This is a genomic window from Pseudomonas alliivorans (genome assembly GCF_017826695.1).
GTDB classification, from domain to species: domain Bacteria; phylum Pseudomonadota; class Gammaproteobacteria; order Pseudomonadales; family Pseudomonadaceae; genus Aquipseudomonas; species Aquipseudomonas alliivorans.
In genome coordinates, this window is the sequence record NZ_JAFFZW010000001.1 from 296,590 (window position 1) to 318,319 (window position 21,730).

23 protein-coding genes and 1 tRNA gene are annotated in these 21,730 nt (G+C 56.7%); 19 read left to right on the forward strand and 5 right to left on the reverse strand.

All coding sequences use genetic code 11. The features are described 5' to 3' along the window. Positions 1-22: 22 nt before the first annotated feature. The 3 genes from JTJ32_RS01395 to JTJ32_RS01405 form a co-directional block, all read right to left on the reverse strand. Positions 23-979 (reverse strand): hypothetical protein, encoded by a 957-nt coding sequence (locus JTJ32_RS01395; RefSeq protein WP_099229765.1) that lies wholly within the window; start codon positions 977-979, stop codon positions 23-25. Between the two features lie 68 nt (positions 980-1,047). Continuing rightward, positions 1,048-2,763, reverse strand: a complete 1,716-nt coding sequence (locus JTJ32_RS01400; protein WP_099229767.1) for a proline--tRNA ligase — start codon at positions 2,761-2,763, stop codon at positions 1,048-1,050. 171 nt (positions 2,764-2,934) lie between these two features. Then, positions 2,935-4,275, reverse strand: coding sequence for an OprD family porin (locus JTJ32_RS01405; RefSeq protein WP_184319009.1), 1,341 nt, complete (start codon positions 4,273-4,275; stop codon positions 2,935-2,937). A 966-nt stretch (positions 4,276-5,241) separates the two neighbouring features. On the opposite strand from JTJ32_RS01405, the gene JTJ32_RS01410 reads away from it, so the two are divergent. Beyond that, the gene (locus JTJ32_RS01410; protein ID WP_099229773.1) at positions 5,242-5,667 is read left to right on the forward strand and encodes an HIT domain-containing protein; all 426 of its coding nucleotides are present in this window, start codon (positions 5,242-5,244) and stop codon (positions 5,665-5,667) included. A gap of 2 nt (positions 5,668-5,669) precedes the next feature. After that, positions 5,670-5,876, forward strand: a complete 207-nt coding sequence (locus JTJ32_RS01415) for a SlyX family protein (protein ID WP_099229775.1) — start codon at positions 5,670-5,672, stop codon at positions 5,874-5,876. 59 nt (positions 5,877-5,935) lie between these two features. Here the strand turns inward: JTJ32_RS01415 and JTJ32_RS26570 are convergent, their stop codons facing one another. Then, a complete protein-coding gene (locus tag JTJ32_RS26570) occupies positions 5,936-6,541 on the reverse strand; it encodes a cold-shock protein (RefSeq protein WP_122500773.1) in 606 nt (201 codons plus the stop codon). A gap of 458 nt (positions 6,542-6,999) precedes the next feature. Here JTJ32_RS26570 and JTJ32_RS01425 point away from each other — a divergent pair, with 458 nt between their 5' ends. From JTJ32_RS01425 to JTJ32_RS01505, 17 genes are all read left to right on the forward strand, one after another. Next, on the forward strand, positions 7,000-7,473 hold the full coding sequence (locus JTJ32_RS01425) for a Dps family protein (RefSeq protein ID WP_004879132.1): 474 nt from the start codon (positions 7,000-7,002) through the stop codon (positions 7,471-7,473). Positions 7,474-7,798: 325 nt separating this feature from the next. Further along, entirely contained in the window at positions 7,799-8,143 is a 345-nt protein-coding gene (locus tag JTJ32_RS01430; RefSeq protein ID WP_180274416.1) for a ribbon-helix-helix domain-containing protein, read from the forward strand. Between the two features lie 289 nt (positions 8,144-8,432). Further along, positions 8,433-10,208, forward strand: a complete 1,776-nt coding sequence (aspS, locus tag JTJ32_RS01435; RefSeq protein ID WP_025994454.1) for an aspartate--tRNA ligase — start codon at positions 8,433-8,435, stop codon at positions 10,206-10,208. A gap of 113 nt (positions 10,209-10,321) precedes the next feature. Then, on the forward strand, positions 10,322-11,068 hold the full coding sequence (locus tag JTJ32_RS01440; protein ID WP_210040498.1) for a YebC/PmpR family DNA-binding transcriptional regulator: 747 nt from the start codon (positions 10,322-10,324) through the stop codon (positions 11,066-11,068). 129 nt (positions 11,069-11,197) lie between these two features. Next, the gene (gene ruvC, locus JTJ32_RS01445) at positions 11,198-11,722 is read left to right on the forward strand and encodes a crossover junction endodeoxyribonuclease RuvC (RefSeq protein WP_004879140.1); all 525 of its coding nucleotides are present in this window, start codon (positions 11,198-11,200) and stop codon (positions 11,720-11,722) included. 106 nt (positions 11,723-11,828) lie between these two features. Then, positions 11,829-12,437 carry a Holliday junction branch migration protein RuvA gene (gene ruvA, locus JTJ32_RS01450; protein ID WP_004879141.1) on the forward strand — a complete coding sequence of 203 codons (609 nt, stop codon included), beginning with the start codon at positions 11,829-11,831 and terminating at the stop codon, positions 12,435-12,437. After that, positions 12,438-13,496, forward strand: a complete 1,059-nt coding sequence (gene ruvB, locus JTJ32_RS01455; protein ID WP_099229781.1) for a Holliday junction branch migration DNA helicase RuvB — start codon at positions 12,438-12,440, stop codon at positions 13,494-13,496. 135 nt (positions 13,497-13,631) lie between these two features. Further along, positions 13,632-14,099 carry a tol-pal system-associated acyl-CoA thioesterase gene (gene ybgC, locus JTJ32_RS01460; protein ID WP_004879146.1) on the forward strand — a complete coding sequence of 156 codons (468 nt, stop codon included), beginning with the start codon at positions 13,632-13,634 and terminating at the stop codon, positions 14,097-14,099. After that, complete coding sequence (gene tolQ, locus JTJ32_RS01465; protein WP_004879148.1) at positions 14,089-14,784, forward strand: protein TolQ; 696 nt, start codon at positions 14,089-14,091, stop codon at positions 14,782-14,784. Before ybgC ends, tolQ begins: the two co-directional genes overlap by 11 nt. Before the next feature lie 14 nt (positions 14,785-14,798). Then, positions 14,799-15,263: a protein TolR gene (tolR, locus tag JTJ32_RS01470; RefSeq protein ID WP_002554654.1), complete on the forward strand. Its 465-nt coding sequence runs from the start codon at positions 14,799-14,801 to the stop codon at positions 15,261-15,263. Next, positions 15,263-16,336 (forward strand): cell envelope integrity protein TolA, encoded by a 1,074-nt coding sequence (tolA, locus tag JTJ32_RS01475; RefSeq protein WP_099229783.1) that lies wholly within the window; start codon positions 15,263-15,265, stop codon positions 16,334-16,336. The genes tolR and tolA overlap by 1 nt, the downstream gene beginning before the upstream one ends. Next, a complete protein-coding gene (gene tolB / locus JTJ32_RS01480; protein WP_099229785.1) occupies positions 16,333-17,634 on the forward strand; it encodes a Tol-Pal system beta propeller repeat protein TolB in 1,302 nt (433 codons plus the stop codon). Before tolA ends, tolB begins: the two co-directional genes overlap by 4 nt. Positions 17,635-17,686: 52 nt before the next feature. Then, on the forward strand, positions 17,687-18,184 hold the full coding sequence (pal, locus tag JTJ32_RS01485) for a peptidoglycan-associated lipoprotein Pal (RefSeq protein ID WP_025994450.1): 498 nt from the start codon (positions 17,687-17,689) through the stop codon (positions 18,182-18,184). Between the two features lie 6 nt (positions 18,185-18,190). After that, positions 18,191-19,006 (forward strand): tol-pal system protein YbgF, encoded by an 816-nt coding sequence (gene ybgF, locus JTJ32_RS01490; protein WP_054998489.1) that lies wholly within the window; start codon positions 18,191-18,193, stop codon positions 19,004-19,006. Positions 19,007-19,179: 173 nt separating this feature from the next. After that, positions 19,180-19,827 (forward strand): 7-carboxy-7-deazaguanine synthase QueE, encoded by a 648-nt coding sequence (gene queE / locus JTJ32_RS01495; protein ID WP_099229789.1) that lies wholly within the window; start codon positions 19,180-19,182, stop codon positions 19,825-19,827. Between the two features lie 16 nt (positions 19,828-19,843). Further along, the gene (gene queC, locus JTJ32_RS01500) at positions 19,844-20,518 is read left to right on the forward strand and encodes a 7-cyano-7-deazaguanine synthase QueC (RefSeq protein WP_184319015.1); all 675 of its coding nucleotides are present in this window, start codon (positions 19,844-19,846) and stop codon (positions 20,516-20,518) included. A gap of 63 nt (positions 20,519-20,581) precedes the next feature. After that, a tRNA-Lys gene (locus JTJ32_RS01505) sits at positions 20,582-20,657 on the forward strand. 137 nt (positions 20,658-20,794) lie between these two features. Here JTJ32_RS01505 and JTJ32_RS01510 read toward each other — a convergent pair. Beyond that, positions 20,795-21,691, reverse strand: coding sequence for a LysR family transcriptional regulator (locus JTJ32_RS01510; protein ID WP_210040500.1), 897 nt, complete (start codon positions 21,689-21,691; stop codon positions 20,795-20,797). Between the last annotated feature and the right edge of the window lie 39 nt (positions 21,692-21,730).

Sequence of the window (21,730 nt, forward strand, 5' to 3'; positions counted from 1 at the left end):
GCAGGATTGCGGAGCCTGATGCTCATGGCGTTTCTGCGGGAACCGCAACCAGACGACCTGCATCCTTGGCGAGGGACTTCAGAAACTCATTCTGCAGTTGTGGATCGTTGCGAGTCAGTTCGATGAGGCTCTGTTCCAGTTCGCTGGCTTCTTCTTCGAGACCAAGGTCCGACAGACGCTTGACCCGATGCACCCACTGGCTCACTTCATCATCTTCCAGATCGTCGTAGATCAACGCATGCGCTTCCAGTAATTTTCCGCGCAATGAATGGCTGATTGGCAGGCTCGCATTGGCGTGTGCGTTGTCCTGTTCGTCTTCGACATTGATGTAAAGACGAGTGACGCGGCTCAGGTCCTGCTCTGCGAACGGGCTGTCCAGCAGGTTGAGCCTCAGTACGCCGTTGCGGTCAGTGGCCATCTCGTGGGTTTCGTTACCCGCCTTGACCATTACCGAGCGCTCGTTCCACGGCAGTGTGGAGTTCTCGATGCGCTTGTCCTTCTGGACCTCATCGATACCTGCCAGGTTTTGCTGAGCACGTCCGTGAGAGGGCGCGTTCATGAACGGGTTCATTCCGGCGACACCGTAGCTGATCCAGTCCTTGGTCACACTTTCCGGCAGACTGCCCAATGCGAAGACGTTGACCACGTTGGCGCCCACGCCCGCCACGACCGCGACTGCGCCCAACGGAATTTCATAGATCTCCCGCCAGGGCTGATAGGGCGTATAGCGATCATAATGACGCGTGACTTCAAAGTCGGTTACTTCAAACGACTTGTGCTCGTGGATGCGCACGCGACGTTGAGGCAACTCCAGTGTCTTGGGTTCGCCGATGTCGACCTGCAAGGTGTGCTCAAGCAATTTTCGCTCGACACGTTCCTCATGTTCGCTGCGCTGCGACAACTGATTGGCACAGCCGCCGACGAGGAAAGTGCCGCAGAGAACGGCACTGCCGAGGCTTAGGGTGCTTCGTTTGAGCATGGGATCTCTTGATGCGGATGGGGCCTGTGATGAGTGGCGCACCGACCGATGTCGATGCGCCTTTTGACTCAGCGTTTCACGCGGCCCTGGATGAACGACAGCACGTCAGCAACTGCAATGGCTTGCGGTTGCGACTCGGTACGGCTCTTGTATTCCAGATTCCCTTCGGCCAGACCGCGATCACTGACCACGATGCGATGCGGGATGCCGATCAGTTCCATGTCTGCGAACTTGATGCCGGGGCTGGTTTTCTTGTCGCGGTCATCAAGCAGCACTTCAAAACCGGCGGCTTTCAGTTCGGCGTACAGCTTGTCTGTCGCTTCACGCACGGCGTCGGTTTCGTAGCGCAGCGGGATCAGGGCGATCTGGAAGGGCGCCAGTGTGTCGTTCCAGATAATGCCGTTCTCGTCGCTGTTCTGTTCGATGGCTGCGGCAACCACGCGGGATACGCCAATGCCGTAGCAACCCATGGACAGGTTGACCGGCTTGCCGTTCTCGCCCAGGACCTGGCACTTCATGGCTTCACTGTATTTGGTGCCCAGCTGGAAGATATGGCCGACTTCGATGCCACGCTTGATTTCCAGCGTGCCCTTGCCATCCGGGCTCGGATCACCTGCAACCACGTTGCGCAGATCGGCAACGGCCGGAACCGGCAGGTCGCGCTCCCAGTTGACGCCGAAGTAGTGCTTGTCATCGATATTGGCTCCGACACCGAAATCGCTCATCAGCGCGACCGAGCGATCGATGATGCAAGGCAGTGGCAGGTTGAGCGGGCCCAGTGAGCCTGCGCCTGCACCAATGGCGTCACGCAGTTCGGCTTCGGACGCCATCACCAAAGGGTCTGCGACCTGCTCCAGTTTGGTGGCCTTGATTTCGTTGAGTTCGTGGTCGCCACGAATGATCAGCGCCACCAGCTTGCCTTCTTCGGCGGCATGCACCACGAGCGTCTTGACGGTCTTTTCGATCGGCAGATTGAAGCCTTCTACCAGTTGCGCGATGGTCTTGGTGTTCGGCGTGTCGACCAGACGCAGCTCTTCAGTCGGGGCGGGGCGCGATGTTTCGCGTGGAACGGCTTCGGCTTTTTCAATGTTGGCCGCGTAGTCGGAGCCATCGCTGAACACGATGTCGTCTTCGCCGGACTCGGCCAATACGTGGAACTCGTGGGAACCTGCGCCACCGATCGAACCGTTGTCCGCCTCGACCGGACGGAATTTCAGGCCCAGGCGGGTAAAGATATTGCTGTAAGCCTGATGCATGCGGTCGTAGGTTTCCTGCAGCGACGCATGATCGGCGTGGAACGAGTAGGCGTCCTTCATGACGAACTCGCGACCGCGCATCAGGCCGAAGCGTGGGCGGATCTCGTCACGGAATTTTGTCTGGATCTGGTACAGGTTGATCGGCAGCTGCTTATAGCTGTTCAACTCGTTGCGGGCCAGATCGGTGATGACTTCTTCGTGGGTCGGGCCCAAGCAGAAATCACGGTTGTGGCGGTCGACCAGACGCATCAGTTCGGGGCCGTACTGCACCCAGCGGCCGGACTCCTGCCACAGTTCTGCGGGTTGAATACCCGGCATCAGGATTTCGAGTGCGCCTGCAGCGTCCATTTCCTCACGAACGATGGCTTCTACCTTACGCAGCACGCGCAGGCCCATCGGCAGCCATGTGTACAGGCCGGAGGCGAGCTTGCGGATCATACCGGCGCGCAGCATCAGCTGATGGCTGACCACGACCGCATCGGAAGGGGTTTCTTTCTGTGTGGCGAGCAAAAATTGACTGGTGCGCATGGTTGGCCGTTGTCGGTTGCTGAGACTGGAAATGACTCGGGATTGTACGGTGATGTGCCGGTGGCGTACAGGGCAGGGCGGTCCTTCGGGTTGTGCGGCCGAGCTTTCGCGCAGGTAAGAAAAAGCCCGGCATGGGCCGGGCTTTTCGTATTGCCGAGTGCAGAACCGTGATTACAGGATCGAAATCGGGTAATCGACGATCAGGCGGAACTCGTTGACGTCGCCGTCAGCCTGAGCATCGTTGCCACGGTGCCATGCTTGACGCATGCGGAAGGACAGGTCCTTTGCTGGGCCTGTCTGTACGACGTACTTGGCTTCCAGGTTGGTCTCGTGATGCTTGCCGTCAGCGCCATAAATTGGGCTGCCATCATTTTTGCGATAGACGGAGTTTGCAGCCAGGCCGGTGCCGTCGATGTTGTCACCATTGAGGTAACGTGTCATGAAGCTCAGACCAGGAACGCCATACGGGGCCATATTCAGGTCATAGCGTACCTGCCAGGATTTCTCGCCAGGGCCGTTGAAGTCAGAGTACTGGACGGAGTTTGCAAGGAAAATCGAGTCGCCGCCGCGGTTGTTGTCGCCAATGCCTATGTAATCGAAAGGCGTATCGCCGTTAACTTTTTGGAAGGCGACGGTAACTGTATGCGCTGCCAGGAACGAGTAGGCTGCAGAGAGGGAGTAAGTGGTGTTGCTGATTGAACCTGCTTTTGCGCTGCCTTCATCCACGGTGCGATAGAGGTTGGCGTCGAAAGCAAGAGATTGTTCGTTGCCCAGCGGCAGCGCGTAGTTAACGTTTCCGTAGTACTGATTCCAGACGTCTTCAAGTTTGGCTGCATAGAACGCAACGCCCAAAGCATCATTGATAGCGTATTTGCCGCCAGCAAAATCTGCGCTGTTAGCCCGTACACCGGCGTAGTTTGCCCAGATGCTTCCGTCATGACTTGTGTCGTTCTGGCTCGTGCCGGAATAGAAGTGACCACCCTCAAGATCAAGTCCTTTGATCTCGCTGCTTTGCAGGCTTATACCGCTGGCGGTCTGTGGCAACAGTCGAGATCCGCCGACCGCAAATACCGGGCTGGTAGGTTGCATGTCGCCGATTTTAAGCTCGGTTTTGGAGACTCGGAATTTTACCGCGCCGCCCAGCTTGCCAAGCGTGTCTTCGTTGCCGCCATTTCGATCTGTAACCAGGTTGGTGGATCCAGAGTAGGTGTCAGGACCCCAGAGTTTCAGTCCAAAATAGCCGAATGCTTCCACGCCCACGCCGACAGTGCCTTGGGTGTAGCCGGAGCTGAAATTGGTCCACAGGCCTTGGGTCCAGTCACGCTGATCCTGGTTGCCGGCGCCTTTGTTGTCGCGGTTGAAATAATAATTGCGCAATTTCAGGTCGAGCGTGCTGCCTTCAACAAAACCCTTGGCTTCAGCCTGATCACTGACGAACGGTGCCGCTGTTGCCAGTTGGGCGCTGGCTGCGGTAACGGCCAGTGCGATTGCGCTCCACTTCATCACTCTCATCGTGATTGCTCCTTTGGTTTTTAGAAGGTACTCAAGCCGTCCCACCTGTTTTTTTATCTGGGCGGCCTTTTCTATTTTTATGTCGGCGGAAAAACTACATCACGCTGACGGTGCTTGCGATAGGTGCAGCCCTATCCTTTCGGAATCTTTACGGCGGTGTCGCTGGGTGCGTCATCCCTGTTGGCGCTTTGCTTGAGCCGTTTCGGGCGGTTCCAGGCAATGGCCTCAAGAAAGGGCCGGCCCGGTCCTGCCGGTCGACAGCGTCATTGCATGAGGCGAACTGTTTTCCCTTGGTCAGTTTCGCTTCTGTTTTCCGCCAGAAGCACAGTGACCATATGGGTGATATAGCAACAAGCGTGCACAAAATTCCATCGAATGAAAAAAAATTGTGAAAAATCAGAATCAGCGTCGACTTTACGCTGTATCTGATTGTTTTAACGTGAAATTTTCCATAATAAATTTTTCACACACGACACGTATCAGACCTCGAAATGGCGGCAGCGTCCGGAATTGTTACCTGTTCACACCTGCATTTGTGTAAATCACGCACCCTCAGTGTTGGTCGTGCAACATCAGTGTGTGGTTTTGGTGCACTGTCCGACGCGACTGCCTGACTCTGGAGCGGTACTCATTCGAGGTTCATGTTGATCGAGACCCTGTTTCATTTTCATGACCCGGATTCAGGTTTTTGAGTGATCAAAACGGATCGAGTACTTATTTCCTGATACCCGGTGCTGATTTCTGACGCTCGCGCGCGGTTCAATTCAGTGCGCTTTCAGAAGCTTCGGCTGCATTCTGGTGCGAACGAAGGCGGGATGTTGTCAGCTGTTATTCAGTGCATTGCCCGATGCCGCGCCTGGCGGGGTGAAGCGTCGCCCGATCCCGCGTATCCTCCCGGCAATCTTCAGGCATCCTGCTATCCACAGGGCAGGCCAGCCATTTATCTGGCAATCAGGAGCTTTTATCGTGTTCGTTCTGGATTCACGTCTGCTGCAAGACACCCGGTCCCTTGGCGACTTTCCATTGTGTCGGCTGTTGCTATCCAATGATTCGAACTACCCGTGGTTCATTCTTGTGCCACGTCGCGCCGACATCAGTGAGATTTTTGAGCTTTCCGCGCAGGATCAACTGCAGCTCTGGCAGGAAACCACCACTTTGTCGCAGATGCTCAAGGATGTGTTCAGCGCTGATAAGCTCAATGTTGCGGCGCTTGGCAATGTCGTCAGCCAGCTTCATGTGCACGTCATCGTACGTAAGCGCGACGACATTGCCTGGCCTGCGCCGGTATGGGGCAAGCACCCGGCCGTTCCTTATACGGATGAGGCGTTTGCTGCCATTCGTGAAAGGCTGAAGCCTGTATTGACTGCTGATTTCCGATTTGAGGGGGAATAATCATGAACCTTGATGAGCGAGTCATGGAGCTTGAGAGCCGTCTGACCTTTCAGGACGATACTATTCAGGCATTGAACGACGTACTGGTGGCGCAACGACGCGAGCTTGACCAGTTGCAACTGCAGGTGGCGGCCATGCTCAAGCGGCAGGAAGAACTGGGCAATCAGTTCGAAACCTACGAAGAAGACGCGCCGCCACCTCATTACTGACAGGCATAAAAAAACCGCGGCCTCCTATAGAGGTCGCGGTTTTTTTATGCCTTGGGTAATCAGCGGCGGGGTAGCGCCGCGATGACATCTTCGGCTTGCAGGCCCTTGTCTCGATTCATCACGGAGAACTCTACGCGCTGACCTTCGACCAGCACGCGGTGACCCTCACCGCGAATGGCGCGAAAATGCACAAAAATATCGTCGCCGGAGTCACGCGAGATAAAGCCGAAGCCTTTCGAGGTGTTGAACCACTTCACAGTGCCGGTATCACGGTTGCCCATGTCATGGCTCTGCGGTGCGGGCGAAGGGGAGGGTCTGTAGAAGCTCACCCCAAGGTGCAGGGCGACGGCGACGATAGCAGTTACCAAACCGGCAATGATCGCTGGCTGGCCTGCTATGTATTGCAGTGGAACAAGCAACGTGAGGATTTGCAGCACAACGGCAAGAACAAGCAATGCACTGACCAGATTTTGCAGCGTGTGACGTGTACCTCGATTCCAGTAGGGAATTACCGGAGCGAGAATCAGGTTGAGTAGCCCCAGAAAAGCCAGAAAAAGCGCGTCAGGCTGTTGCAGGTAGGGAGCGACTGCTTCGCTACGCAGACTGGGGATGAAAGAAAGCAACAGAGCTGCTGCTCCCGTTACCAGGTGGACAATTTTCAACATTTTAAAAAGCTCACAGGTCAAGAAGGATTACAAGAAATAGCGGGTAACGCCCGGTACGCTTCTGAACAGGAGGAGGCGTGATACACGAGCGATGGGCCAGCCTATGCGCCAAGCCGGATGACAATGCTTCAGCGACACGCGGTGTATTTAACAGCAAAGCCCGATGCTACTCAAATTAGTCGTTTACGCAGTTAAAAACGGCGTATGAACCGCAGCGTAACCCTCACCATCGCCCGCCCTGAAAGCACCGAAACAGAGCCTTGCAACGGCTTGCTGTCGGATTTTTCGATCCTGATTCTCACAGATGTCAGAAAAAGGGCCTGGCTGACGTCTGCGGTATTTCTTCTGCGGATGCGTCGGCCGTTGGCGGCGCGTCGACAGAAGCTGCGCGACTCGTGTTCTCTTGATAGAGTAGCGGTGGTTACTGCTTTCCAATCCTCACTAAAAGGACATGAAACATGGCAATCGATATTGGTATCAGTGAAGAAGATCGCAAATCGATCGTTGACGGTCTTTCGCATCTGCTTTCGGATACTTATGTGCTTTATCTCAAGACCCACAACTTTCACTGGAACGTCAGTGGGCCAATGTTTCGTACGCTCCATCTGATGTTTGAAGAGCAATATAATGAACTGGCTCTGGCAGTCGACTCCATTGCCGAGCGTATTCGTGCACTGGGTTTTCCTGCGCCGGGTACTTATTCGACCTATGCGCGTCTTTCGACCATCAAGGAAGAAGAGGGCGTGCCAAGTGCCGAAGATATGATCAAAAGTCTGGTTCAGGGTCAAGAGGCTGTTGTCCGCACGGCGCGTAGTATTTTTCCGTTGCTGGATAAAGTCAGTGATGAGCCTACCGCGGACCTGTTGACACAGCGCATGCAGGTTCATGAAAAAACTGCATGGATGTTGCGTTCGATGCTTGAGTCGAAGTAATGATATCGGCGAGTGGCACGCTGTGCCGCTCGTCAGCACCAGCTCCGCTGCCTTCTTTTTCTATGGGTCTCCAGCCCTTGGCCTGGCTGATTTCGTCTGTTTGTTTGATACCTCTATAACTATCAACTGCCTCCGTGGCGGCTTTTTGAATTATCGCTGCCGAAAATCTTGATATTCCTTAGTCTCCTGTAGTCATCTCCTACGAAGAGTAAGTGCAATCGCCGCTGGATATAAGTTTATGGATCGGGCTTTATAGGTCAGGTATTCACTTGTTTATAAATGTTTCTTTTTCCTGTTCCGAACTTAACTTTCAGAGGAGATCAAGATGATGTCACGAGGTGTCGAACGTGAGGTCAAAGATTTAAGTCGTCATGCGACGATACGCGACGATCCTTTCGTCGAGGATTTCAACATGACGCTGGCACAACCCCATTCCAAGTCGGTTCGGCTCAATGGGCTGGCAACCTGCCTGCGTCTCGAAAATGTGTACTGGAACATATTGTCCGGCATTGCACACTCCAATAACTGCTCGGTGAACGCCGTGCTTTCCTACATTGATAGAGAGGTTCATCTGCGCTACGGCGGTGTAAAGAATTTCAGCGGTCTGATTCGCGTCGTCTGTGTGGCGCATCTTCTTAAGACCGATCGTCTGGACATCTACCAGGCCTAGCTCGACCCCCTCATTCTGCGGGCTCGCCTCTGGCGGGGCCGCGCCTTCCCGGTGTCGCGAGCGAACCGCTTCAGCGCACGGGGCAGCCACGAACTTATCCTGACGGGATAGGTTCGTTCGGCTGCACGGCATCGATTAACTCTATATAATCCTCCGCCTTGCTAACAGGCATGACTCTGCGTGGGCGAGGGCTGGCTTGAACTGTGTGCCGGTGCCTTGCACTATTGAGCGCAAGCCAGGAGCGAAAGCCCCACCGAATTTTCGAATTACGAGAAGTGAAACCACCATCATGATGCGCAGCCATTATTGCGGCCAACTGAACGAGAGCCTGGAAGGTCAGGAAATTACCCTTTGCGGATGGGTCCACCGTCGCCGTGACCATGGAGGCGTTATCTTCCTCGATATCCGCGACCGTGAAGGCATGGCTCAAGTGGTGTTCGACCCTGATCGTGCAGACACCTTCGCCGCTGCCGACCGTGTTCGCAGCGAATATGTGGTCAAGGTTGTCGGCAAGGTCCGTGCGCGTCCTGCCGGTGCCGTGAACCCCAACATGGCCTCGGGTGCCATCGAAGTGCTGGGCTATGAGCTGGAAGTGCTGAACGAGTCGGAAACGCCGCCGTTCCCGCTTAACGAATACTCCGATGTCGGCGAAGAAACCCGCTTGCGGTATCGCTTCATCGACCTGCGTCGCCCGGAAATGGCTGAAAAGCTGCGCCTTCGTTCGCGCATCACGACCAGCATCCGTCGCTATCTGGATGACAACGGCTTCCTCGATGTCGAGACGCCGATCCTGACGCGCGCTACGCCGGAAGGCGCTCGCGACTATCTGGTCCCGAGCCGCACACACCCAGGCAGCTTCTTTGCGTTGCCGCAATCGCCTCAGTTGTTCAAACAACTGCTGATGGTCGCCGGCTTCGACCGTTACTACCAGATTGCCAAGTGCTTCCGCGATGAAGACCTGCGTGCCGACCGCCAGCCGGAATTCACCCAGATCGACATCGAGACCAGTTTCCTCGACGAAAAAGACATCATCGGTCTGACCGAGAAGATGGTCCGTCAGTTGTTCAAGGAAGTCCTTGATCTGGAATTCGGCGAATTCCCGCACATGACCTTCGAAGAAGCCATGCGTCGCTATGGTTCCGACAAGCCGGACCTGCGTAACCCACTGGAACTGGTCGACGTTGCCGATCAGCTCAAGGAAGTCGAGTTCAAGGTATTCAGCGGCCCTGCAAACGATCCGAAGTGCCGCATCGCTGCGCTTCGTGTTCCAGGCGGGGCGAGCATGCCGCGCAAGCAGATCGACGACTACACCAAGTTCGTCGGCATCTACGGTGCCAAGGGCCTGGCGTACATCAAGGTCAACGAACGCGCCAATGGCGTGGACGGGCTGCAGTCGCCTATTGTCAAGAACATCCCTGAAGCCAACCTCAACGTGATCCTTGATCGTGTGGGTGCGGTGGATGGCGATATCGTGTTCTTCGGTGCCGACAAGGCCAAGATCGTCAGCGAAGCGCTGGGCGCACTGCGGATCAAGGTCGGTAACGATCTGAAACTGCACACCTGCGAGTGGGCTCCGATGTGGGTCGTCGACTTCCCTATGTTCGAAGAGAACGACGACGGCAGCTTCACCGCGCTGCACCACCCCTTCACTGCACCCAAGTGCACACCTGAAGAGCTGGAAGCGAACCCGGCCACGGCGTTGTCCCGTGCCTATGACATGGTTCTGAACGGCACCGAACTGGGTGGCGGTTCGATCCGTATCCATCGCAAGGAAATGCAACAGGCGGTATTCCGTCTGCTGGGCATCGCCGAAGACGAGCAGCAAGAGAAGTTCGGCTTCCTGCTGGACGCTTTGAAATACGGCGCGCCACCGCACGGCGGTCTGGCGTTCGGTCTGGACCGTCTGGTCATGCTGATGACTGGCGCTCAGTCGATTCGTGAAGTCATTGCCTTCCCGAAAACCCAGAGCGCTGCGGACGTCATGACCCAGGCACCGGGTGTCGTTGATGCCAAGGCCCTGCGTGAACTGCACATTCGCCTGCGCGAACAGCCAAAGGCCGAGTGATGCCGGGCAGGGCGTATCCTGGATACGCCCTGCATTGCCCGAATGGAGTGAAACTTTTTGCCTGATGCATGGGCGAAAAGTGAAGGTGTTTCGAAAAGAATCTGGAGCGAGAGATGGCAGGTCATTCTAAGTGGGCGAACATCAAGCACCGCAAAGAGCGTCAGGATGCCAAAAAAGGCAAGATCTTCACCAAGTGGATTCGTGAACTGACCGTTGCCGCCCGTCAGGGTGGAGGCGATCCAGGCTCCAACCCGCGTCTGCGTCTGGCGCTGGACAAGGCGCTCAGTGCGAACATGACCCGTGACACCATTGATCGTGCTGTGGCGCGTGGCGTTGGCGCGTCCGATGGTGATGATGTCGAAGAGTTGGGTTACGAAGGCTACGGCCCCGGTGGCGTGGCGATCATGGTCGAGACCATGACTGACAACCGCAACCGGACGGCAGCTGCCGTGCGTCACGCGTTTACAAAGTGCGGTGGCAATCTGGGCACCGACGGCTCCGTCGCCTATCTGTTTGATCGCAAGGGGCAGATTTCCTTCGCGGCTGGTGTCGATGAGGATGCCTTGATTGAAGCGGCAATGGAGGCGGATGCCGACGACGTTGTGACCAATGAAGACGGTTCCATTGATGTCTTCACGTCCTTCTCTGGATTCTATGCAGTGCGTAACGCGCTGGAAGCGGCCGGTTTCAAGGCATCCGATGCGGAAATCGTCATGTTGCCGACCACCAGTGCCGTGCTCGATCTGGATACCGCCGAAAAGGTACTCAAGCTGATCGACATGCTTGAAGACCTGGATGACGTGCAGAACGTTTATTCCAACGCGGAAATCCCGGACGAGGTCATGGAACAACTGGGCTGATTGCCATTAACTACGCTGTAGTCGAAGCCGGGGGAACGAAGCCGTGAGTGACATGCGGCTATCGGCCTCCGGCTTCTGCCTTTATGCTGCGCTCATTGTGTTGCGTCACCTTCTCTAGCTGCAGGCGTTATGACTCTTATTCTTGGTATCGACCCCGGTTCGCGAATCACTGGCTATGGCGTGGTGCGTGATACCGGCCGTGGCTGTGTCTACGTGGCATCGGGGTGTATTCGCACCGGCAGTGGTGAGCTGCACGAACGTTTGCAGATCGTCTATCGCGGTGTTCGCGAGGTGATCAAGACGTACGGGCCGGTGACCATGGGCATCGAAAAAGTCTTCATGGCGAAAAACGCCGATTCCGCGCTCAAGCTTGGCCAGGCCCGAGGCGCTGCCATCGTGGCGGGGGCCGAGGAAGAACTCGAGATCGCCGAATATACGGCGACCCAGGTCAAGCAGGCTGTGGCGGGCACCGGTGGTGCCAATAAAGAGCAGGTGATGATGATGGTCATGCATCTGCTCAAACTGACCCAGAAACCACAGATCGATGCTTCCGATGCCCTGGCCATTGCGTTGTGCCATGCGCACACACGTTCCAGTCTTCTCCCCCACGGCTTGAGCACTGCCCGCAGCCGGGGCGGCAGGTTGCGTCTGTGACTGCATCATTCGCACGCATTTTTTTACTTGCAGGGCTTGCTGGCTCTGTGATGATTGTTCTCAACTTTTTCGCGCAAGCGACAGGCAACACGAAAGGATCTGAAACGTGATTGGACGTTTACGCGGCTTTCTCGCCGAAAAACAGCCTCCGCATCTGGTGCTGGACGTCAATGGCGTCGGTTACGAGCTGGAGGTGCCGATGACTACGCTCTACCGGCTACCTCACGTCGGTGAGCCCGTGACCCTGCATACCCATCTCGTGGTTCGTGAGGACGCGCACCTGCTGTATGGCTTTTACGAAAAGCGCGAGCGCGAACTCTTTCGAGAGCTGATCCGTCTGAATGGTGTCGGTCCCAAGCTGGCGCTGGCATTGATGTCGGGTCTTGAAGTCGATGAACTGGTGCGCTGCGTTCAGGCCCAGGACACCTCCGCGCTGACCCGCATTCCCGGTGTCGGCAAGAAGACTGCCGAGCGCCTGCTGGTGGAACTCAAGGACCGCTTCAAGGCCTGGGAATCGCTACCCGGGACATTCACGCTGGTTTCCAGTGGTCCGAATCAGGCTGAGCCCGTGGCGTCGGCCGAGTCCGATGCGGTCAGCGCGCTGATCTCGCTGGGCTACAAGCCTCAAGAGGCGAGCAAGGCCGTTTCCGCCATCAAGGAAAAAGATTTGAGCAGTGCCGATCTCATCCGGCGTGCATTGAAGGGGATGGGATAAGTGATAGATGCTGACCGTTTGATAACCGCTACCGGCGGCCGTGATCGCGACGAACAGCTTGACCGTGCGATTCGCCCGCTGAGTCTGGCTGACTACATTGGCCAGCCCACGGTTCGCGAGCAGATGGAGTTGTTCATCCAGGCTGCGCGAGGCCGTAATGAGTCTCTGGATCACACGCTGATCTTCGGGCCTCCAGGTCTGGGCAAGACCACGCTGGCCAATATCATCGCCCAGGAAATGTCGGTCTCGATCAAGAGCACGTCCGGGCCGGTGCTCGAACGGCCCGGTGACCTGGCCGCGATTCTGACCAATCTTGAACCCAACGACGTGCTCTTCATCGATGAGATTCACAGGCTGTCGCCCATTGTGGAAGAAGTCCTGTACCCGGCGATGGAAGACTTTCAGCTGGACATCATGATCGGGGAGGGGCCTGCCGCACGGTCCATCAAACTCGATCTGCCGCCGTTCACACTGGTCGGCGCGACCACCCGTGCGGGCATGCTGACCAATCCGTTGCGTGACCGTTTCGGAATCGTCCAGCGCCTGGAGTTCTACAGCATCGCCGACCTGTCGACGATCGTGACCCGGTCCGCCGGCATTCTCGGGCTGGTCATCGAGCCGGAAGGCGCGTTCGAAATTGCACGCCGTGCGCGAGGCACCCCGCGTATCGCCAACCGTCTGCTGCGTCGTGTGCGTGACTTCGCCGAAGTGCGCGGCAACGGGCAGATTACCCGGCAGACCGCAGACAAGGCCTTGAACCTTCTTGACGTCGACGAGCACGGTTTCGATCATCAGGATAGACGCCTGCTGTTGACCATGATCGAGAAATTCGACGGTGGTCCGGTGGGTGTCGACAGTCTCGCGGCTGCCATCAGTGAAGAGCGGCATACGATTGAGGACGTACTGGAACCCTATTTGATCCAGCAAGGCTATATGATGCGCACACCACGCGGTCGGGTCGTGACCCGTCATGCCTATCTGCACTTCGGGCTGAACATCCCTTCCAGGATGGGGGAGCTGCCGACCGCCGAGGAGTTTGTTGATGATCCGGCTGATTAAATGTGACGTCATGCAATTTAATCGCCGTCTGTGTGTCACATTGCCAGTCTCGTGGGCGTTACAGGTGGCGAGCGGCAAGTCGTTGAAAAACAGTTGCCTGACCCGATTGGCAACGTGAGGAGTAAGCACTAGAGTATGCGCGCGCAAAACGGGGTTCAGTCGTTCGCACATCGCTGTCGCGTTTATTACGAGGACACCGATGCTGGCGGCATCGTCTACTACGTCAATTATCTGAAGTTCATGGAACGGGCTCGTACCGAGCGGCTGCGCGACCTTGGTTTCGCTCAGTCCGCAATGGCGCAGGACAACCTGCTGTTTGTCGTGCACTCCAGCGAAGCGCGTTATCACAAGCCTGCGCGGCTGGATGACGAATTGCTCGTCAGTGCACAAGTAACCGAATTGAACCGTGTCAGCCTGCGCTTTCAACAGCAAGTCAGGCGGGCGTCGGATGCAACGCTGCTCTGCGAGGGGCAGTTCTTGGTGGCGTGTGTAAGCGCCGATAGTTTGAAACCCCGGGCCATTCCCGAAGCTCTGCGAGCGGCCTTTGCCGATCAGAGCGGCGCGGGCACACATTCAGAGCAGGAGATAAAGCGTGGAAGCTAACGTCGTCGACCATTCCTCCATGTGGAGTTTGGTCAGCAATGCCAGCATTGTTGTTCAGTTGGTAATGCTGATTCTGGTGGCCGCCTCGGTCACTTCATGGATCGTGATTTTTCAGCGCAGCAACATGCTGCGTGCAGGTCGGCGCGCACTGGACAGCTTTGAAGAGCGTTTCTGGTCCGGTATCGATTTGTCCAAGCTGTACCGTCAGGCAGGCAGCAACCCTGATCCGGACTCGGGCGTCGAGCAGATCTTCCGTGCAGGTTTCAAGGAGTTCTCCCGCCTGCGTCAGCAGTCAGGTGTCGATCCTGATGCGGTGATGGAAGGTGTGGCCCGGGCCATGCGTGTCGCCATTTCCCGCGAGGAAGAAAAGCTGGAATCCGGTCTTTCGTTTCTGGCGACCGTGGGTTCTACCAGCCCGTACGTCGGTCTGTTCGGTACCGTCTGGGGGATCATGAACTCCTTCCGTGGTCTGGCAACCGCTCAGCAGGCGACCCTCGCCACTGTGGCGCCAGGTATCGCAGAAGCCCTCATCGCAACAGCCATCGGCCTGTTCGCGGCAATCCCGGCCGTTATTGCCTACAACCGTTTCTCCGCGCGCAGCGAGACTCTGATCAGCCGTTACTACACGTTCGCTGAAGAGTTCCAGGCCATCCTGCACCGTAAAGTGCACACCAGCGAAGAGTGAGCAGGTAATTCCCCATGGCTTTAATCGCTCGAGATCGACGCAGAAAACGCAAGCCGGTCGCCGAAATGAACGTAGTGCCCTACATCGACGTGATGCTGGTGTTGCTCGTGATTTTCATGGTGACGGCTCCCATGATCAACCAGGGCGTGAAGGTCGACTTGCCCAAGGTCTCCAGCGAGGCTTTGCCGCAGGACAACAACAATCAGGTCCTGACCATTTCGATCAAGGCTGACAAGACCTATTACTGGAACCTTGGCAGCGAAGTCGACACAGACAAGCAGATGGACAAGGCAATGACCTTGCCGCAGCTGACTGCCGCCGTCACCAAGATCGTTGCTGCCGGGCGTGATGCCGGCAAGCAGACGCAGGTGTTCATCCGTGGTGACAAGACCGTTGATTACGGTTCGGTCATGGGCACGATGGGTGGGTTGCAGAAAGCCGGGGTAGGGAATGTTGGCTTGATTACCGAGGCCCCCTGATGCAGCCGATTCGAGAGCCGTCTGCCTCGGAAAGCTATTTCTGGCCCAGTGTCTGGGCTGTGGCGTTGCACATCCTGATTTTCGGCATGCTCTTTGTGAGCTTTGCGATGACGCCCGACCTGCCTGAAGCCAAGCCTATCGTTCAGGCAACGCTCTATCAGCTCAAGTCCAAAAGTCAGGCGACGACCCAGACCAACCAGAAAATTGCTGGCGAGGCGAAGAAGACCGCTGCACGACAGACTGAAGTCGAGCAGTTGGAACAGAAGAAAATCGAGCAGTTGAAGCAGGAAGCTGTTAAAGCTGCGGAACAAAAGAAAGAAGAGTCAGCTCAAAAAGCGGAAGAACAAAAGGCGGCGGACGAAGCCAGGAAGGCCGAGCAGAAAGCGGAAGAGGCCAAAAAGGCCGACGATGCCAAGAAAGCTGATGAGGCCAAGAAGGTCGCCGACGCCAAAAAGGCTGAAGAGAAGCAGTTGGCCGACATAGCCAAGAAAAAAGCCGAAGACGAAGCGAAGAAGAAAGCCGAGGAAGACGCCAAGAAGGCTGCTGCCGAGGAAGCCAAGAAGCAGGCTGCTGACGAGGCCAAGAAAAAGGCCGCCGAAGACGCCAAGAAGAAGGCTGCCGAGGACGCGAAGAAGAAAGCCGCTGCGGACTCCGCCGCTAAAAAGGCGCAGGAAGCTGCCCGTAAATCTGCAGAAGACAAGAAGGCGCAGGCACTGGCCGATCTGCTGTCCGACAAACCGGAACGGCAACAGGCTCTGGCAGACGAACGTGGCGACGAAACCGCCGGCAGTTTCGACGATCTGATCCGCGTGCGTGCATCCGAAGGCTGGAGTCGTCCTCCATCGGCACGTAACAACATGTCGGTAACGTTGCAGATCGGCATGTTGCCGGACGGCACAATCGCCTCTGTGTCGATTGCCAAGTCCAGCGGGGACGGGCCATTTGACAGTTCTGCGGTTGCTGCGGTGAAAAACATTGGGCGTTTGACAGAAATGCAGGGTCTGAAGCCCGCTGACTTCGCTCCCTATCGTTCATTCAAGATGACATTCACACCTGGAGATCTAGCCTTGTGATCAACCTTTTTCGAGGACTGCTTTTCGTTCTCTGCTGTGCAGCCGGAGTGGCGGCCGCAGAAGAAAAGAACATTCTGGTCACCAGCGGCAGTGACCGTGCCACACCGATCGCTGTCGTGCCGTTTGGCTGGCAGGGCGGCAACGTGCTGCCGGAAGACATGGCGGAGATCATTGGCAATGACCTGCGCAACTCCGGCTACTACTCGCCGATCCCGAAGCAGAACATGATCAGCTTGCCGACCCAGGCCAGCGAAGTCATTTTCCGTGACTGGAAAGCACTGGGTGCCCAGTACGTCATGGTCGGCAACATTGTTCCTGCAGGCGGTCGCCTGCAGATTCAATACGCGCTGTTCAACGTTGCTACCGAGCAACAGGTCCTGACCGGTAATGTTTCCGGCACCAATGACCAGTTGCGCGACATGGCGCACTACATTGCAGACCAGTCGTTCGAGAAGCTAGTCGGCATCAAGGGGGCGTTCTCGACGCGCATGCTGTACGTCACGGCAGAGCGTTTCTCGGAAAACAATACGCGTTACACCCTGCAGCGTTCGGACTACGACGGTGCGCGTGCGGTAACGCTGCTGCAGTCGCGTGAGCCCATTCTGTCGCCGCGCTTCGCGCCGGACGGCAAGCGCATTGCGTACGTATCGTTCGAACAGAAGCGTCCGCGCATCTTCGTTCAGCACATCGACACTGGTCGTCGCGAGCAGATCACCAACTTCGAAGGCCTGAACGGTGCGCCTGCGTGGTCGCCGGATGGCACCAGGCTGGCATTCGTTCTGTCCAAGGACGGCAACCCGGAAATCTACGTGATCAACCTGGCTTCGCGTCAGTTGAGCCGCGTGACCAACGACTCCTCCATCGATACCGAACCGTTCTTCGGCAAGGATGGCTCGACGATCTACTTCACGTCGGACCGTGGTGGAAAGCCGCAAATCTATAAAACCAATATCAACGGCGGTGGTGCCGAACGTGTTACGTTCGTGGGTAACTACAACGCCAATCCGAAATTGTCAGCCGATGAAAAGACGCTGGTGATGATTCACAGGCAGGACGGCTTCACTAATTTCAAGGTCGCAGTGCAGGATTTGGCCCGCGGAAGCGTAAAAATCCTCACAGATAGCAACCTTGATGAGTCGCCTACTGTTGCGCCCAACGGCACCATGGTAATCTACGCCACCCGCCAGCAGGGCCGGGGAGTCTTGATGCTCGTGTCCATTAACGGACGCGTAAGGCTCCCGCTTCCTACCGCTCAAGGCGAAGTCAGAGAACCTTCCTGGTCCCCTTACCTGAACTGACGCGGCGCTACACGATTTGCTTAACACACTGGGGTTCATTAGGAGTTTCAAGATGGAAATGCTGAAGTTTGGTAAGTTTGCTGCGCTGGCTCTGGCCATGGCTGTAGCTGTAGGTTGCTCGTCCAAAGGCGGCGACAATGCCGGTGCTGGCGCTGTCGACCCTAACGCTGGTTACGGCGCCAACACTGGTGCTGTTGACGGTTCCCTGAGCGAAGAAGCTGCTCTGCGCGCAATCACCACCTTCTACTTCGAATACGACAGTTCGGACCTGAAGCCAGAAGCCATGCGCTCCCTGGACGTGCACGCTAAAGACCTGAAATCCAACGGCGCTCGCGTTGTTCTGGAAGGCAACACCGACGAACGTGGTACTCGTGAGTACAACATGGCACTGGGCGAGCGTCGTGCGAAAGCCGTTCAGCGCTACCTGGTACTGCAAGGTGTTTCCCCAGCTCAGCTGGAACTGGTTTCCTACGGCGAAGAGCGTCCAGTTGCTACCGGCAACGACGAGCAGTCGTGGGCTCAGAACCGTCGCGTCGAACTGCGTAAGTAATTTGACATGCGAACGTGCCGACGTGCTCTAACCGTTTTGGCCCTCGCCCTTCCGCTTTCAGCGTTGGGTGCGGCTCCTGTGGTCGATAACAATTCTGGCTCTGGCAGCAGCAGTTATCCGCCAGCGGGTTATGGCACGTCCGGCGCCTATGCCGGGGGAGGGGTTACACCCCCTCCCTCGGCACAAGGTCAGCTGTTCATGCAGTTGCAGCAAATGCAGGAAGAGATCGCGCGTTTGCGCGGGCTTGTCGAGGTTCAGCAAAACGATATCCAGCGCATGAAGCAGGAAGCTCTGGAGCGTTATCAGGAACTCGATCAGCGTATAGCCAGTGGCGCTGCCGCTCCGGCTACCAATAATTCTCAACCTTCTGGTGGCGCTGTAGACGCCAGTGGGACGCCGTCGGCTCAAGCCGCTCAGGCACCGGCAGCAGGCACCGAGCCTCCTGACCCGGCGAAGGAAAAGCTTTATTACGAAGCAGCCTTCGATCTGATAAAGGCAAAGGATTTCGACAAGGCCAGTCAGGCCTTCACCGCTTTCCTGCGCAAGTATCCCAACAGTTCGTATGCGGGCAACGCTCAGTACTGGCTGGGTGAAGTGAATCTGGCCAAGGGCGACCTTCAAGGCGCAGGTCAGGCATTCGCCAAAGTGAGTCAGCAATACCCCAAGCACGCCAAGGTTCCTGATTCGCTGTACAAACTGGCCGATGTAGAGCGCCGCCTGGGTCACAATGACAAGGTTAAAGGCATTCTGCAGCAGGTTGTTGCCCAATATCCGGGTACTTCTGCCGCCCAGTTGGCGCAGCGAGACCTTCAGCGGCTTTGATGTCCTGACTCGCAAATCAAGAAAGCCGCGCTCGTCGCGGCTTTTTTCGTTAGAATCTCGCACCCGAAATTCCGGTACACACATTACGCTTCTCTGGATTCTGCGAGTGCAGGGTTCCTTGAAGTGCCTGACGGAGGCGGACGGCCTGTTTAGCTGTTACGCCCGTGGCTGATATGCAAGACACATTACGCATTACTGAAATATTTCACTCGTTACAGGGTGAAACCCGTACGGCTGGGCTCCCCACCGTATTTGTACGCCTGACCGGCTGCCCCTTGCGCTGCCAGTATTGTGACAGCGCCTACGCTTTCACTGGCGGCACCATCCAGACGCTGGACGACATCATGGGGCAGGTCGCGGCCTATCGTCCTCGCTACGTGTGCGTGACCGGCGGCGAGCCGCTGGCCCAGCCCAATGCGATCCCTTTGCTCAAGCGCCTGTGTGACGAAGGCTACGAGGTTTCGCTGGAAACGAGCGGTGCGCTGGATATCTCGGCGGTCGATCCCCGTGTCAGCCGCGTCGTCGATCTCAAGACCCCCGGGTCGAAAGAGGTCACGCGCAACCGTTACGAAAACATGGAACTGCTCACGCCCAACGATCAGGTCAAATTCGTGATCTGTTCGCGGGAAGATTACGACTGGGCCGTTTCCAAGCTCATTCAATACGGGCTTGATCGCCGGGCCGGCGAGGTTCTGTTTTCCGCCAGCCATCATGAGCTGAAAGGCCGTGATCTGGCCGACTGGATCGTGGCGGACAACCTGCCTGTACGCTTGCAGATGCAACTGCACAAATTTCTTTGGGACGACGAGCCGGGGCGCTGAGATGACTGAATTGAACATGACTGAGAAAAGAGCCGTAATCCTGCTGTCTGGCGGCCTCGACTCTGCAACGGTCGTCGCGATGGCCCGAGCCGAAGGCTATGCGTGCTACACCATGAGCTTCGACTACGGTCAGCGTCATCGCGCCGAGCTCGATGCCGCCGCGCAGGTCGCGCGCGACCTGGGTGCGATCGAGCACAAGGTGATCGGCCTGAATCTCAATGGCATCGGCGGCTCGGCACTGACCGACAGCTCCATCGCGGTTCCTGAGGCACCCTCTGAAGGCATTCCGGTGACTTATGTGCCGGCCCGCAACACCGTCTTCCTCTCGTTGGCGCTGGGCTGGGCAGAAGTGCTGGGCGCGCGCGACATATTCATCGGCGTTAACGCGGTGGATTACTCGGGCTACCCGGATTGCCGCCCCGAATTCGTTGAGTCCTTCGAGCGTATGGCGAACCTGGCGACCAAGGCCGGTGTGGAAGGGCAGGGCTTCACCATCCGCGCACCCCTGCAGAACCTGAGCAAGTCCGACATCGTCAAGGCCGGCACTGCGCTGGGCGTCGATTACGCGCTGACGGTTTCCTGCTACCAGGCCGATGATCAGGGCCGCGCGTGCGGCAAATGCGACAGCTGTCGCCTGCGTGCAGAAGGCTTCGCCGCAGCGGGCGTAGCAGACCCGACGCGTTATTTTTAAGTTTTTTTAAAATAGGTGTTGAATTACTCATAAAAATCAGTAATATACGCGCCACACAACAGAGGGTCGTTAGCTCAGTTGGTAGAGCAGTTGGCTTTTAACCAATTGGTCGTAGGTTCGAATCCCACACGACCCACCATTTCGAAAATCTGGAAGGCCCATGAAAATGCGGATTTCCAGATTTTTTTTTTGCCTTGAAGATTGTCAGGTCGGAGCCGGGAATGGTCAGCAGCCTGCTGCTGGTTCTCCGTCCGTCCTTGGCCATGGGATAGAAGGCTACTTCGGGCGCTTATCGAATGCAGAGCTCTTTGCAAGAACATCTGCCATAAAATCCATGAAAACGATGGCTCGCTGGGGCAGTAGCCGATTTGCCAGGTAGACGATTTGGATCGGGACAGGTGGTGCCACGTAGTCGTTAAGCACCAACTGAAGATTGCCACTTTTCAACCCTTCCTCGTAAAGCCATCGAGGCCCCTGCGCGATTCCCAATCCTGCATTGACGTACTCCCGTATCGCTTCAGGCGAGTTGACACGCAGTCGTCCGGAGATCGGGACTTCACTGTCTTTAAACCGCCAATTGGTTCCGGTAGAGAGCAGGGTGTAAATAAGGCAGTCGTGGTCCTTCAGGTCATCAGGCGAAGAGGGAGAGCCGCGTTTCTCCAGGTACGCACGGCTGGCAACGCACACACGCTCGAACCATGCCAGTGGCCGGGCTCGCATTGCGCTGTCCTCCAGATGCCCAATACGAATCGCGAGTTCTGCACCCTCGTCGACGAGATTGACGTAGCGATCATTGATTTGAAGATCGAGCGACAATTCGGGATAGCGCCCTAGAAAGCTCGCGACGTGCGGCACGATGAAGGTGTGAGCCAATGCGGTCGGGCAAGCGACGCGCAGTAACCCAGACGGCGTTACGTTCCCTCTCAGAGAGGACTCTGACTGTTCCACCGAGTCCAGAATACGCCGCGCATCTGCGTAGTACCGTTCACCCTCGGGCGTGAGCGTCAGCTTTCGAGTGGATCGGTGAAGCAGCCTGGTCTGCAAATGGTCTTCAAGTGCAGCGACGTAACGACTGACGTTCGGTTGCCCTAGCCCCAGATCACGTCCCGCAGCGGAAAAACTACCTGTCTCGATAGTGCGCACAAAGCAGCTCATCAGTAATAACCGGTCCATCACGCCTCTTTTCATGCAGATTTCGCATGAGTCCTATGC

What these genes read in the sequence shown, in the direction of transcription:
- JTJ32_RS01395 (WP_099229765.1), bottom strand. Translation starts at nt 979, where the DNA reads ATGCTCAAACGAAGCACCCTAAGCCTCGGCAGTGCCGTTCTCTGCGGC.
- JTJ32_RS01400 (WP_099229767.1), bottom strand. Translation starts at nt 2,763, where the DNA reads ATGCGCACCAGTCAATTTTTGCTCGCCACACAGAAAGAAACCCCTTCC.
- JTJ32_RS01405 (WP_184319009.1), bottom strand. Translation starts at nt 4,275, where the DNA reads ATGAGAGTGATGAAGTGGAGCGCAATCGCACTGGCCGTTACCGCAGCC.
- JTJ32_RS01415 (WP_099229775.1), top strand. Translation starts at nt 5,670, where the DNA reads ATGAACCTTGATGAGCGAGTCATGGAGCTTGAGAGCCGTCTGACCTTT.
- JTJ32_RS26570 (WP_122500773.1), bottom strand. Translation starts at nt 6,541, where the DNA reads ATGTTGAAAATTGTCCACCTGGTAACGGGAGCAGCAGCTCTGTTGCTT.
- JTJ32_RS01425 (WP_004879132.1), top strand. Translation starts at nt 7,000, where the DNA reads ATGGCAATCGATATTGGTATCAGTGAAGAAGATCGCAAATCGATCGTT.
- JTJ32_RS01430 (WP_180274416.1), top strand. Translation starts at nt 7,799, where the DNA reads ATGATGTCACGAGGTGTCGAACGTGAGGTCAAAGATTTAAGTCGTCAT.
- aspS (WP_025994454.1), top strand. Translation starts at nt 8,433, where the DNA reads ATGATGCGCAGCCATTATTGCGGCCAACTGAACGAGAGCCTGGAAGGT.
- JTJ32_RS01440 (WP_210040498.1), top strand. Translation starts at nt 10,322, where the DNA reads ATGGCAGGTCATTCTAAGTGGGCGAACATCAAGCACCGCAAAGAGCGT.
- ruvC (WP_004879140.1), top strand. Translation starts at nt 11,198, where the DNA reads ATGACTCTTATTCTTGGTATCGACCCCGGTTCGCGAATCACTGGCTAT.
- ybgC (WP_004879146.1), top strand. Translation starts at nt 13,632, where the DNA reads ATGCGCGCGCAAAACGGGGTTCAGTCGTTCGCACATCGCTGTCGCGTT.
- tolR (WP_002554654.1), top strand. Translation starts at nt 14,799, where the DNA reads ATGGCTTTAATCGCTCGAGATCGACGCAGAAAACGCAAGCCGGTCGCC.
- tolA (WP_099229783.1), top strand. Translation starts at nt 15,263, where the DNA reads ATGCAGCCGATTCGAGAGCCGTCTGCCTCGGAAAGCTATTTCTGGCCC.
- pal (WP_025994450.1), top strand. Translation starts at nt 17,687, where the DNA reads ATGGAAATGCTGAAGTTTGGTAAGTTTGCTGCGCTGGCTCTGGCCATG.
- ybgF (WP_054998489.1), top strand. Translation starts at nt 18,191, where the DNA reads ATGCGAACGTGCCGACGTGCTCTAACCGTTTTGGCCCTCGCCCTTCCG.
- queE (WP_099229789.1), top strand. Translation starts at nt 19,180, where the DNA reads ATGCAAGACACATTACGCATTACTGAAATATTTCACTCGTTACAGGGT.
- queC (WP_184319015.1), top strand. Translation starts at nt 19,844, where the DNA reads ATGACTGAGAAAAGAGCCGTAATCCTGCTGTCTGGCGGCCTCGACTCT.
- JTJ32_RS01510 (WP_210040500.1), bottom strand. Translation starts at nt 21,691, where the DNA reads ATGGACCGGTTATTACTGATGAGCTGCTTTGTGCGCACTATCGAGACA.